9 protein-coding genes are annotated in these 13315 nt (G+C 42.3%); all 9 read left to right on the top strand.

Features of this window, described 5'->3' with window-relative positions:
• Positions 1 to 89 precede the first annotated feature (89 nt).
• The 9 genes from F6K63_RS09555 (at position 90) to F6K63_RS09515 (ending at position 13013) form a co-directional block, all read left to right on the top strand.
• Positions 90 to 2333, top strand: a complete 2244-nt coding sequence (locus F6K63_RS09555; protein WP_287311865.1) for a sensor histidine kinase — start codon at positions 90 to 92, stop codon at positions 2331 to 2333.
• Entirely contained in the window at positions 2333 to 4072 is a 1740-nt protein-coding gene (locus F6K63_RS09550) for an EAL domain-containing response regulator (RefSeq protein ID WP_353736731.1), read from the top strand. The genes F6K63_RS09555 and F6K63_RS09550 overlap by 1 nt, the downstream gene beginning before the upstream one ends.
• A gap of 24 nt (positions 4073 to 4096) precedes the next feature.
• Positions 4097 to 4240, top strand: coding sequence for a response regulator (locus F6K63_RS09545; RefSeq protein WP_229419073.1), 144 nt, complete (start codon positions 4097 to 4099; stop codon positions 4238 to 4240).
• Positions 4241 to 4262: 22 nt separating this feature from the next.
• Positions 4263 to 4460 carry a response regulator gene (locus F6K63_RS09540; protein ID WP_008189532.1) on the top strand — a complete coding sequence of 66 codons (198 nt, stop codon included), beginning with the start codon at positions 4263 to 4265 and terminating at the stop codon, positions 4458 to 4460.
• Positions 4461 to 4784: 324 nt separating this feature from the next.
• Entirely contained in the window at positions 4785 to 5210 is a 426-nt protein-coding gene (locus F6K63_RS09535) for a sensor histidine kinase (protein WP_287311862.1), read from the top strand.
• A gap of 168 nt (positions 5211 to 5378) precedes the next feature.
• Positions 5379 to 6146 (top strand): YebC/PmpR family DNA-binding transcriptional regulator, encoded by a 768-nt coding sequence (locus F6K63_RS09530; RefSeq protein WP_071106475.1) that lies wholly within the window; start codon positions 5379 to 5381, stop codon positions 6144 to 6146.
• A 37-nt stretch (positions 6147 to 6183) separates the two neighbouring features.
• Complete coding sequence (locus tag F6K63_RS09525; protein WP_229420203.1) at positions 6184 to 7149, top strand: TRP family putative cation channel; 966 nt, start codon at positions 6184 to 6186, stop codon at positions 7147 to 7149.
• A gap of 392 nt (positions 7150 to 7541) precedes the next feature.
• Positions 7542 to 8615 (top strand): DUF4231 domain-containing protein, encoded by a 1074-nt coding sequence (locus tag F6K63_RS09520; protein WP_071106476.1) that lies wholly within the window; start codon positions 7542 to 7544, stop codon positions 8613 to 8615.
• 252 nt (positions 8616 to 8867) lie between these two features.
• Complete coding sequence (locus F6K63_RS09515; RefSeq protein ID WP_071106477.1) at positions 8868 to 13013, top strand: TIR domain-containing protein; 4146 nt, start codon at positions 8868 to 8870, stop codon at positions 13011 to 13013.
• Positions 13014 to 13315 lie beyond the last annotated feature (302 nt).

Raw genomic sequence — 13315 nt, 5'->3', positions numbered from 1 at the left:
GTTGATGGCGGTTGAATCTATGTCCAGTCTAGGCTAGACAGTTCCGCTCTTAGCTAATTTTATTGGTTATGTTACCTGAGCATACACCCATGGAATCGAGCACTGGACATCAAAGAGTGGACTATCACCTCTTGAAAGTCCAAGCGGAAATGATTAACCAGATTGCCCAGGTTACAAGGGGGACGTTAGTCCTCAATGAATTGCTACCCACCATAGCTAATCAATTACATCAAATCTTGCAAGTGAGTGGCTGTTTAATGTTTCCCACTCACCACCCTCCAGCTATGGCAACTCATCAAGTTAGCTTTCCCATTACCCAATCAGTGGAGAGTACAGGCGAGCCATGTCTGATCGAGGTATTTCGCCACCTCTTTCAGAGTTATCACTCCTGGCTAGCTCAGGGCAAACCGTTGATTATTCCTGAATCCCAGGGAAAACTCCCACCAGAACTGAAGGAATTAACCTATCCATGTGACCTCCGTACCATCATGATGGTGCCACTGCTGCATGGGCAGTCTTGTCTAGGTAGTATCACCTTGTATCAGTGCGATCACGAACGAGAATGGACAGTCCAAGAAATTGCCTTTATCCGAGGGATCGCCGATCATTTTGCCATTGCCCTAACCCACCAAGAACTTGAGCAACTCTATCAAAAACAAAGCCAAGAACTTAAACAAAAAGAGTCTGCACTAAAAGTAAGCGAGGCTAGAAACCGAGCCCTCTTAGAAGCGATACCAGATGTAATCTTTCGTGTCAATCGGGATGGCTTTTACTTGGATTGGAAAGCGGCCATTGAAAACCCTGTGCTGTTTCTCACCAATAACTGTATTGGGAAACATTTACATAACTGTTTACCCACTGAGGTAGCAGGATTAATTTGGGAGCATGTGGAAATAGCCCTAGAAAGTGATGAGATCCAAGTTATTGAGTCCCCAATCAGACAAGATGGTAAACTCCGCTACTTTGAGGCTCGTATTGTTAAAAGTGGGTTAGATGAAGTTGCTGTTATTGTCCAGGATATCACTGAGCGTATTGAAGCACGACTCACCCTAGCACAAGTCAATGATGCTTTGGAAGTCAGAGTTCAACAACGTACCGCTGCTCTGAGGAAAGCGAACCAAGCACTCAAGGGGGAGATTATTGAGCGCCAGAAGGCAGAAGAGCAGTTGCGGCAGAGTGAAGAGCGGTTTCGTAATGTTGTAGAAATTAGTAGCAATTGGATGTGGGAGATGGATGAAAATGCTGTCTATACCTACGCTAGTCCCAAAGTCTGGGACTTACTCGGTTATGAACCATCAGAAGTAGTTGGCAAAACTCCCTTTGACTTAATGTCACAGGAAGAGGCAAAACGTGTGATGGAAATTTTGGCTTCCTTTACCGTTTTAAAACACCCCTTTAGCAACTTGGAAAATACCAGAATTCACAAAAATCGTCAGTTAGTGGTTCTGGAAACCAGTGGTGTACCAATTTTTGATCGTATTGGCAAGTTTTGTGGTTATCGAGGGGTTGATAGAGATATCACTAAACGGAAAGAAACGGAAGTAGAAATTATAAATGCACTGGCTAAAGAGAAACAACTTGGGGAGCTAAAATCCCGGTTTATTACCATGACATCTCACGAATTTCGTACCCCTCTAACCACGATTTATTCATCAGCAGAGTTACTGGAACATTACGGAACAAAATGGTCAGAATATAAAATAAATAATCACCTACATCGCATTCAAAACATGGTTCAACATATGACCAGACTTTTGAATGATATATTGCTGATTGGCCAGGTAGAATCTGGTAAAATAGAGTTAAAATTAACCCCGATAGACTTGGAAAGTTTTTGCACCGATTTAATTTATCAAATCCAGCTTAATGACCGAAATTATCACACAATAAAATTTACTTATAGCTTAGAAAAGTTTGAAAATAAATTAGGTAGTAATCATGGAAGAAATAATGCGGCTAGTTCGTTCTCATCCGCCCGACCGTATATGGATGAAAAATTGCTTAGGCAAATTTTGGAGAATTTGCTGAGTAATGCACTGAAGTATTCTCCCAAAGGTAGCACGGTTGAGATTAAACTCACTTGCTCTGCCAATCAGGCTATCTTTAAAATCAGCGATCAAGGTATTGGTATTCCTGAAGAAGACCAAGGACTACTCTTTGAGACCTTCTATCGAGGTACGAATGTCGGTACAATTACCGGCACTGGCTTAGGACTGGCAATTGTCAAAAAGTGTCTCGATATCTACCAAGGTCAAATTGATCTAGAAAGTGAGGTAACTGTCGGTACAACGTTTACTGTAACCCTGCCAATATATTACGTGCTATCAAATTAATGATGAGAAAAATATTAGTTATTGAAGATGAAGAGTTTGTCCGGGAAAACATTATAGAACTCCTGGACGCTGAAGGGTTTGATGTCATTGGAGCAGAAAATGGTCGTGTTGGTGTTAATTTAGCTAAAGGAACTATCCCAGATTTAATTATCTGTGATGTCATGATGCCGGAAATGGACGGTTACAGTGTCTTAACATCCCTGCGTCAAGACTCAATGATGGCAACAGTTCCCTTTATTTTTTTAACCGCAAAGGCGGCTAAAAATGATTTTCGTCAGGGTATGGAACTAGGGGCAGACGACTATATTACCAAACCCTTTACCAGAGCAGAGCTCCTAGGGTCAATTGCCAGTAGACTCAAAAAAAAAGCTGCTGTTCATAAGCATTACAATACTGAACTTCAGGAAGCTAAAAATAAACTCAATTACTTGATCCACCATGACAGCTTGACAAACCTACCTAATCGCCTGTCGTTGCGAGAACGGTTTAAGCAAGTAAAACAACACATCGACGATAATCAAAAACTGGTTACCTTTCTGTGTTTGGGTTTAGATCGGTTTAATCAAGTTAACAATAATCTGGGTCATTTTTGGGGAGATTACTTACTAAAATTTGTGGCTGAAAGCCTCACTAATTGTGTGGATATTCAGGGTACAGTTGCTCGTTTAAATGGCGATAAATTTGCCGTTATTATAGCCACAGCTCAACACAAAAAAGATGTCATAAATGTTGTCAAAAGCATTCTTGAGAGCCTCTATCAAACCATCGTTCTGGATGATCAAGAAGTTTTTATAACCGCCAGTATTGGTATTGCAATTTATCCCCGTGATGGTGAAGACGTTGAACAATTACTCAATCATGCCAACCAGGCGATGCTTCAGGCAAAGCGTCACGGTGGTGATCAATATCAGTTTTACACCAGTGCCTTGAATGTCAATTCTTCAAATCATCTTACCTTGCAGAGTAGCTTACGCTATGCTTTGGAACGGGAAGAATTCCAGGTTTACTATCAACCCCAAATCAGTCTCGAGACAGGAAAAATTGTTGGTGCTGAAGCTCTATTACGTTGGCATCATCCAGAACTTGGTTTGATTCCACCAGCAAAATTTATTCCGATTGCGGAAGAAACGGGTCTAATTCTATCCATTGGAGAATGGATATTACAGCAGGCTTGTCAGCAAGCTAAAGTCTGGCAAAATGATGGATATACCTCTTTTCGTATAGCAGTAAATATATCAGGTCGTCAATTTAATAAACCGGAATTTTACCATAATTTAGTCAAGATTTTGCAGTCAACTGAGTTAACCTATCGAACTCTAGAACTAGAACTAACTGAAAGTATACTAGTAAAAAACACTGAGACGGCTATTCGTCAGTTAAATGATCTAAAAAACCTAGGCTTAGAAATTGCAATTGATGATTTTGGTACCGGATATTCTTCATTAAGCTATTTACAACAATTTCCCTTTGACGTTCTCAAAATTGATCAGTGCTTTGTCCGTAATATTGTGCAGAAACCTAACCAGGCTGCTATTACTAAGGCTATTATACAAATGGCAAAAAGTTTAAATCTACAACTGATTGCTGAAGGAGTAGAAACTCAAGAAGAATTGGATTTTATTTATTCTCATAAATGTGATCGAGTTCAGGGTCATTTGATTAGTAGGGCTTTACCAGCGTCGGAATTTAAACGTTTACTCAATAGCGGTATTGGCTTCCCACTACCTCAAGTCAATTAGATTAGTTTCACAAAGCGCAAAAAAATGGTAAGAACAAAAATTATGTTAATTGAAGATGAACCTTCAGTACGAGAAAATATACTGGAGTTACTGGAAGCTAAATATTTTGAGGAGATTGCTGGTAGGAATGGTCGGATTAGTATCGAGTTAGACCATTATAAACGCTAAATTTATTATTTAAGATGTTATAATGCCAAAAATTGATGGCTATAAGGTATTGCATGCGTTGCGCAAACATCCTGCTACGGCAACCATTCCTTTTATGTTTCTCACAGCTAGAGCTGAAAAAACTGATCAGCGCCAAGGAATGGAATTAGGAGCAGATGATTATCTGACCAAGCCATTTACTAGAGTAGAACTACTAGGAGCAATTACTACTCGATTGTAAAAGCAAGCTGCCCTTGAGTTGCAAAAAGATAAAAAACTGGATGATTTGCGCAGCCATATTAAACTGTCTTTGCTCTATGAAATGGATAAACCCCTAAATCGGATTCTGGATATTTCCAAACTAATCATGGAGAAATGGTAGAGTTTGGAACGATATCAAATTAAGACTATGGCAGAAGATATCCATCAGTCTGCTGAACGGTTATTAAGGTTAATTCAGAACTTTTGACTTTATGCAGAGCTTGAAATGAACGCTACAGATTCCAAAAAATAATAAAATCTGCGAAAGACTACCAGTAAATTACCTAATCCGGTTCTGGCTAATTTGATTCAGAATATTGCTCAAAAAACAGGACGGGTTGCGGATTTGCAATTAGATTGGGAAGAGGCTACTATTGCTATGTCGCCAAACCGACTTAATAAAATGTTGGAAGAGTTAATTAATAATGCCTTTAAATTCTCACAAGAGGGAACACCTGTTTGGGTCAATAGCTATTCAGAAAAGAATACGTTGATCTTGTCAGTCCACGACAAGGGACAAGGAATATCTGAAGCTGAAATGGCAGAATTGGAAGCTGACTTACAGTTTAAAGGTAACCTTTACGAACAACAAGGCTCAGGGTTGGGGCTGCTGATTGCTAAACGTCTAGTTGAGTTACACGGTGGTAAATTAACAATAGATAGTACACTAGGAGAACACACTACAGTGCAAGTAATCCTACCCCTAATCTCTAAAGGGCTACTCCCTTGACCAAGAACCATTTAACATCTACCATTTACCATGGACTTTATTTCCTTAAGTTAGTAGCTATCCTAGGAGAAAGAATATTCTATATTATGGAATGACTTGGGTAGGTTATATGCTTAAACCAAGAAGTGGAGGTATTTTGTTAGTTGGGTTGTAATCAGCTTAACCGTTATGGCAGGACATAGTAAATGGGCAAATATTAAGCGTCAGAAAGCGAGGGTTGACGCAGTTAAAGGTAAGACCTTTGCTAAAATCTCTCGGGAGATTATAGTAGCTGCTCGCAATGGCATCCCGGATCCGGAGGGTAATTTTCAGCTCCGGCAAGCGGTGGAAAAGGCTAAGGCAGCAGGGATTCCTAATGAGAACATTGAAAGAGCGATCGCAAAAGGAGCCGGTACCCTAGGCAATGAGAGTGACAATCTCGAAGAGATTCGCTATGAGGGGTATGGTCCAGGAGGCATTGCTATCTTGATAGAAGCTTTTACTGATAATCGGAATCGGACAGCAGCTGACCTGCGCTCAGCATTTACTAAAAATGGTGGCAATCTGGGTGAAACAGGCTGCGTTAGTTGGATGTTTGAGCAAAATGGTGTCGTTACGCTTACGGGTGATATCACAGAAGACCATTTGTTTGAAGCATCCCTTGAAGGGGGAGCTCAAACTTATGAGTTGAACGAGGATTCCGAAGGTGTAACGGCTGAGGTATTTACAGAAGTTAGCAACCTGGAAAACCTGAGTCAAATTTTGAAAAATCAGGGCTTTGAGGTCAGTGAGGCGCAGTTGCGCTGGATTCCTAGTAATACGGTGGAAGTGACTGACCCAGATCTGGCGCGGACGCTTTTGAAATTAATGGATGCCCTGGAAGACTTGGAGGATGTACAAAATGTCACCGCCAATTTCGAGATGTCTGATCAGCTGATGTCCCTGAGCATGATCTAGCAGATAGAATATTATAGACCACTATAGGTGATTTTAAATGTTTCTATCTGCCAAGACAAAGCAAAAGCGAACAGATGACCAAAAGGTCGTAATGGCTAGATGCGCAGGCATCGCTCCCCCCCGATTGGGCAAGAGGAGGGTTTTAGCTAAGTCCGGTGCTTTGTCCCAGGATGGATACAAGCCAAACCATCTCATCTTCAAGCAGTTATTAAATAACCAGCCTCTCAAACTCACGTTCAAGAATGGGCAAACAGCTTGTGCTATTCAACTGGATCATTCTGTGGACTTGTCTGCTGCCCTGAACCAAATCGGTCTTCACGGCTCCCGTCCGGTTCTAGTGGTAGTCGGGGGGGCAAGTAATATGAGTGATATGAGTATGGCTCGTCTGCGCTTGTTGTTTGTCAATGTACTAGCTCCCATTGCTGAAACCCTGGGAGCATGTGTGGTGGATGGTGGTACCGATACTGGGGTAATGCAGATGATGGGGCAAGCTCGTGCTGAGATTGCTGGCACCTTTCCCTTAGTAGGTATTGCCCCAGTGGGCAAGATTGCGCTTCCTGATGCACCCCCCTCGTATTCTGGTGAAACATCACTGGAGCCACATCATACTCATTTTGTGCTGATTCCTGGGTCTACCTGGGGTGATGAATCCCCCTGGTTGGCTCGTATAGCTACTACCCTGGCAGACGGAAAGCCATCAGTCACAGTAATGGCTAACGGTGGGGCGATTACCTTGCTAGACTTATTTGAAAACAAGAAAGCTGGACGACCATTGGTAGTTCTTGGCGGCAGTGGTCGGTTGGCAGATGAAATTACTATGGCAGTAAGCTATCCAGAACAAGAAGCACGAGAATCTGTTACGGAACTATTACAACCAAATCACTTACAACAAAATCACTTGACCTGTTATGACCTCTCACAACCATTCAGTGAATTGACTAAAATCATCATGGAGGGACTGACGAGACAGTCAAGGTACACATTGACACTCCCCGTCCGCTGAAGAACGGGGATTCTTGGCTCTACGACTCGTCTTGCTATCCCTTGCCGGAGCCAGGAAAAGTAGAGGACAAATCTCCCCGAGCGTTTAGATCATTGACCTAGGTTTCGGTGTGCCCCACCGTACCTTTTTTATATGGATAGACAGATACTTTTTCTTATCTAATTTTTTCATAGACGTTAAAGCCGTTAGACCAAATTACGCAATACGTATCTAATACATATTTTTTACGTTGTCTACTTATGATTAGATAATACCTATCTAAATATTAGTTTATTACTTATGGTTTTATTATAGCACATGGAAAAGCCGTCCTACAAGGACGGGGCGCGATTACCCAAAATTTTTGGTAAAAAGCACATAGACTAAAGCACATAGACTGCACATAGACTGTCATGACGTCAGAAGTTGAGGCTACATACTCCCCTGGGCCAAGCCCAACCCTCAAACGTGCTTGGGAACGTCAGCGTACCTATAGCAAAAATGCCACAGGGGCTCAGAAACGTTTCTTTCTGCTGCGGATAGGAATTCTGGTATTGAGTGTGTTGGCTACTTTGCTAGCTGTGGTCCACTCAATGTTGGTAGAACGCCTCACTGAGTCACACCACACGGTCAAAGTGATTCACTACGTTCTTCTACTAGTGCCAATTGCTCTAAGTGTACTACTAGCAGGTGCAGTTAAGTTCGACAAAGGTGGCAATTGGATTCTGTTACGGGGTAGTGCCGAGGCAATTAAAAGGGAAATTTACTGTTACCGTGCGCAAGTTGGGGAATACAGTGATAACACGTCCCGGGATGCTAAGCTGGCACGTAAGGTCAAGGTGATTAGTCAAAGGCTAAAGGGAACCACAGTTCACCACACTAGTTTTAGCCCCTACGAGGGGGAACTTTCCCGCAGAAAACGCTCATCCTTAAGCAAAGACAAGAAAAGCAACGACAAGAAACGTCAGGAAGCTCAACAGCATAATCAAGACGATAAGTTTTCTGACCTAACCCCCGAAAACTACCTAGTCTGGCGAGTGGAAGACCAGTTTAAGTGGTACCGAAAGCGAACTAGGAAACTTGACATACAATTGCATGGCTACCAGTGGGGAGTATATATCTTGGGTGGTGTGGGTTCATTTCTGGTGGCGCTCGGTGAAGACACCTGGGTGGCGGTCACTACAGCCTTAGCTGCGGCATTTTCTAGTTTCCTGGAATTGAAACGGGTTGAGACAACGCTGATTGCCTACAACCAAGCAGCTGATGATTTGTACGATATAAGCACTTGGTGGCATGGTCTCTCAGACCAGGAAAAATTGGAGAAATTTGAGTTATTGGTGATCAGTACAGAGAAAACCATCCAAAGCGAAAATGTAGGTTGGGTGCAAGAGATGAATGATGCACTAGCAGAACTCTATGGTGAAACCGAGCAGTCGGAGGCTAAGGGAAAAAACCCATCTCCGTCTCAGAAAGTGGATACGAAATGATATCATTAATAACCTTGACAGGTTGGCTTTATTGTGGTAATCGTTCAGCCCATGGGCAGAGCATCTGAGGTGACACCTAAATCCTGACCATTGTTCACCTGCTCCCCATCCGTTACCCATCCGTTACCCATCCATTACCCATTCGTTGCCCCTATTTCCTTCTCACAACTCTTCAAGCTTGCTCGATTTACGAAATCCAGGGTGTTACAAGTGTAGTGTTAAGTAGATCTCCTCACTTAGACCCCTGGACAAATGACTACATTTTTCGATGCCTTCATCTCTTACGGACGTGCTGACAGCAAAGCCTTTGCTACTAAACTTGACGCTAGACTAACACAATTGGGCTTAACTGTCTGGTTTGACCAGAAGGACATTCCGCCTGCTGTCGATTGGCAGCATCAGATTGATAATGGCATTGAGAGAAATCATAACTTCATTTTTATCATTTCCCCCCATGCCGTTAATTCAAAATACTGCCTCAAAGAAATTGAACTGGCTATTAAATACAATAAACGCATTATTCCTTTAGTGCATGTTAAATCCCCTCGGGATAAAATTCCTACGATTATCCGTAAACTGAACTGGATCTATTTCCAAGATAAAATCAACGATTTTGAAGCCTCCTTTAAACAATTAATGAATTCCATCCGTAAGCATGCTGATTATGTAGAACAGCATACTCGGTTTTTAGTGAAAGCTCTGGAGTGGGACAGAAATCAACAACAAACTAACCACCTGTTAATCCAATCAGAACGGATTCAAGCTGAATTTTGGTTAAAGGTGCGGTTTCAAAAAGAGCAGGCTCCTTGTGTGCCAACGGATTTACATTGTGAGTTTATTTGTGAAAGCATCAAAAATGCCAATAATTTAATGACCCAAGTATTTATATCTTATTCTGATAAAGATAAAGATATCAAGGATAAAATTTGCCAAAATCTGATGCGGGAAGGAATCACAATTTGGAAACATGAAACTGATATTAAAACCGGTATAGACTTCCAAGCGGCAATTAACCAAGGAATCGAGGAAGCTGATAATCTCATTTACTTAATTTCACCCAATTCGATTCAATCAAAATACTGTCAGCAAGAACTTGAACACGCCTTTGCTCACAATAAACGGATTATATCCCTACTGATTGAATACACGGATATCGACCAAATTCCACCAAAAATTCGCTCATTACAATTCCTAGATTTTACTAAGTATAACAATGAAGCAAACTACCGCTTCATGGCTGCTCAATTATTAAAAGAATTAAATCAAGATGCTCTCTATTACGAAGAGCATAAGCTTTTGTTAGTCAAAGCGCTCAAATGGTTGAGCCAAAACCGCAATTCTAGCATTTTATTGCGGGGTCACAATTTAAACTATTACGAAAACTGGCTGAAAGTAAATCGGCAACGTGTCGAACATCCACCACTAGGATTACATCAAGAATTTATTGCTGCTAGCACGAATCAACCAAAGGAATCTTATTTAGACGTTTTTATTTCTTATTCCCGTACTGATTCAGATTTGGCTAGGAAGTTAAATGAGGCATTGCAGTTACAGGGTAAAACGACTTGGTTTGACCAAGAAAGTATTCCTCCGGGCAGTGATTTTCAGCAGGAAATATATCGGGGAATTGAACAGTCTGATAATTTCTTATTTATTATTTCCCCTGCTTCGGTAAATTCACCCTACTGTGCTGGGGAGGTAGACTATGCTCAGACATTAAATAAACGGTTTGTGACTGTGCTTTCTACACAGGTACCAGCAACAGTGCTACATCCTGGATTAGCTAGCATCCAGTGGATTGATTTCAATAGGCATCGAGGAGATTTTTATCCCAATTTCAGTGAATTGGTCAGAACCCTTGATACTGACCGAGAGCATGTGCGCAGTCACACCAAATGGTTGCAACGAGCTAGGGAATGGCAGCAGTCTCACCAAGATACAGATTTGCTGTTGCGTGGCAGCGAATTTTCTATTGCCCAACAATGGTTGCTTGATGCCGAGACCAATGATAAACAGCCGACTGCGACATCTTTACACAAGGAATATATTGCTAAAAGTCGGGATGCCATATCGATTTTGAGAAAACAGGAAAAGCGTCGATTAGTCATCTTACGGTTGTCCCTTACTTTGATGAGTGCAGCATTTGCAGCAGCTGTTGGCTTTGGCTTGGTTGCTTTCATGCAATGGAAACGAGCAGAAACGGTAAGCGTTGGTCACATTAATGCTCTGAGTCGATATTCACTGGCTCTGAGAAAATCACATCAGGAATTTGATGCCCTGATCGAAGCAATCAGGGCTGCACGGCAACTGCAAAAACAGAGACGCAGTGTAAAACCTGAAACTGAGAGTCTGGTTAGGACAGCATTGCACGGAGCAGTGTCTTGGGTTAGAGAATACAACCGTTTGGTAGGCCATGACAGTTGGGTGACTAGTGTTAGTTTTAGCCCTGACGGTAATCTGATTGCTTCTGCTAGTAAAGACCATACTGTCAAACTTTGGAGCCGCAACGGTAAGGCACTCCAAACCTTGAAGGGACATAACGGTACCGTTTGGAATGTGAGTTTCAGCCCAGATGGCAAGACTATTGCTACAGCTAGTCAGGATAAGACGGTCAAACTGTGGAGCTTAGACGGGAAAAACCTCAAAACGTTTAAAGGACATCAGCGTGGAGTGCGGAGCGTCAGTTTCAGTCCCGATGGCAGGATGCTGGCTACGGCTAGTAACGATAATACTGTCAAGCTGTGGAGCCTCAATGGCAAGCAACTCCAAACGTTTGAGGGGATTGCGGCTGGATATCGCAGCATCAGCTTTAGTCCGGATGGCAAAATTCTGGCTTCTGCTGGAAGTAACAACACTATCAAACTCTGGCACCTGGACGGCAGAAGTATGGCAACGTTCAAGGGGCATAAGGCTGAGGTTTATAGCGTCAGTTTCTCACCCCAAGGCAAGATGATTGCTTCTGCTAGTGAGGATAAGACTATCAAACTCTGGAGCCTTGATGGTCGGGAACTGAAGACTTTTCCAAAGAAATTAGCTGGAGTCAGAAGCGTCAGGTTCAGCCCGGATGGCAAAACCCTCGCCTCTGCTAGTCGGGATAAAAGCGTTAAACTCTGGAGCCTTGATGGCTCGGAACTCCAAACCTTGCGAGGGCATCAGGCTGGGGCTTATGACCTTAGCTTTAGCCCAGATGGCAAGACTCTGGCTAGTGCTAGTGAAGATAAAACGATTAAACTCTGGCGCTTAGATGCCAAAACACCTCGCACCTTCAAGGGTCATAGGAGTAATGTCTGGAGTGTTAGTTTTAGCCCAGATGGCAAAACCTTGGCTAGTGCTAGTGAAGATAAAACTGCTAAACTATGGCATTTAGATTATACCTGTAGCAAGCAAGGATTAGGGGAGAGAAGGTCTAGTAAAACTATCAATGTGCTGGATTTTTGTTTGACTCCAAATGTTCTAGAAAACCACAGGGATGCAGTTTTTAGTGTTAGTTTTAGCCCGGATGGCAAAACTATTGCTACGGGTAGCCGGGATAGTACGGTTAGACTTTGGAGTAAGGATGGTAAAAAAATCCAAACACTCCAGGGGCATCGGGCTCGAGTCTTTAGCGTTAGTTTCAGCCCTGACAGTCAGACTATTGTATCTGGCAGTTGGGATCAAGCTGTCAAGCTTTGGAGTTTTAAAGGAAGAGAAAGCCAAAACTTGAAAAAGCTTAGGGCTGCGGTTAGAAGTGTTAATTTTAGTCCCGATGGTCTGATGATTGCTGCTGGTAGTGATGATAATACTATCAAGCTTTGGAGTCGGGGAAATTTATGTAATGGTGAATTAAAATCAGCAAAATTAAAAGCAGCAAACTTAAAAGCAGCAGTTGGATCAGACCATAACACAAATTTTTTGCCTTTTTGCTTAACTCCTACTATCCTCAAAGGTCATGATGATGTGATCTGGAGTGTCAGTTTTAGTCCCGACAGTCAGATGCTTGTCTCTGGTAGTGAGGACGAAACGGTTAAACTTTGGAGTAGAGACGGTAAAGAAATCCGAACTCTCAAAGGGCATCAGGGTAAGGTGTTTAGCGTTAGTTTCAGCCCAGATGGCAAGATGATTGCTTCGGCTAGTGGTGACAAAACGGTTAAACTCTGGAATTTGAAGGGGCAAGAAATTGAAACTCTGATTGGACATAATGATGGCGTTTTTAGCCTCAGTTTCAGTCCCGATGGCAAAATCCTGGCTTCATCTGACTCCAGTGGCAATGTGATTATGTGGAATATGGATATAAGTTTAGATTTCAATGACCTTCTGAGTCGGGCTTGTGATTGGGTAGGGGATTATCTCAAGCACAATGCTGAAATCGATGAAAGCGATCGCACTCTTTGTTATGGCATTAAACCCAAATCAAAATAGATTGGATTAATCAAAGGCAAGAGCCAAGAGGCAAGAGTTGGGTGCATCTCAAACTCGTAAATCTATGAGTAAAGTAAGTGTGGGGAGTGTGGGAAGTGTGGGGAGGGTGGGGAGATAGGGAGATAGGGAGATAGGGAGATGGGGGATATTTTTATTAAGGGGAATTGTAATAACATGATCTTAGCATTCTATTATCCTGAGTGTTTTTGCATGCATTGAGATGCACCCCAACAGTTAATCAACTATAGAGAGATTTTGGGTAATTTTAAAACTCAATTGGGTATAGAAAGGGAGAGATACTT

Source organism: Moorena sp. SIO1G6, assembly GCF_010672795.1.
Classification (GTDB): Bacteria; Cyanobacteriota; Cyanobacteriia; order Cyanobacteriales; family Coleofasciculaceae; genus Moorena; species Moorena producens.
The sequence above is the reverse complement of the archived record's forward strand: the minus strand, read 5'-3'. Positions and strand labels throughout refer to the sequence as shown.

Bases quoted from the DNA above. Each gene is read 5' to 3' on its own strand.
- F6K63_RS09555 (WP_287311865.1), top strand. From the start codon at position 90: ATGGAATCGAGCACTGGACATCAAAGAGTGGACTATCACCTCTTGAAA.
- F6K63_RS09550 (WP_353736731.1), top strand. From the start codon at position 2,333: ATGATGAGAAAAATATTAGTTATTGAAGATGAAGAGTTTGTCCGGGAA.
- F6K63_RS09545 (WP_229419073.1), top strand. From the start codon at position 4,097: ATGGTAAGAACAAAAATTATGTTAATTGAAGATGAACCTTCAGTACGA.
- F6K63_RS09540 (WP_008189532.1), top strand. From the start codon at position 4,263: ATGCCAAAAATTGATGGCTATAAGGTATTGCATGCGTTGCGCAAACAT.
- F6K63_RS09530 (WP_071106475.1), top strand. From the start codon at position 5,379: ATGGCAGGACATAGTAAATGGGCAAATATTAAGCGTCAGAAAGCGAGG.
- F6K63_RS09525 (WP_229420203.1), top strand. From the start codon at position 6,184: ATGTTTCTATCTGCCAAGACAAAGCAAAAGCGAACAGATGACCAAAAG.
- F6K63_RS09520 (WP_071106476.1), top strand. From the start codon at position 7,542: ATGACGTCAGAAGTTGAGGCTACATACTCCCCTGGGCCAAGCCCAACC.
- F6K63_RS09515 (WP_071106477.1), top strand. From the start codon at position 8,868: ATGACTACATTTTTCGATGCCTTCATCTCTTACGGACGTGCTGACAGC.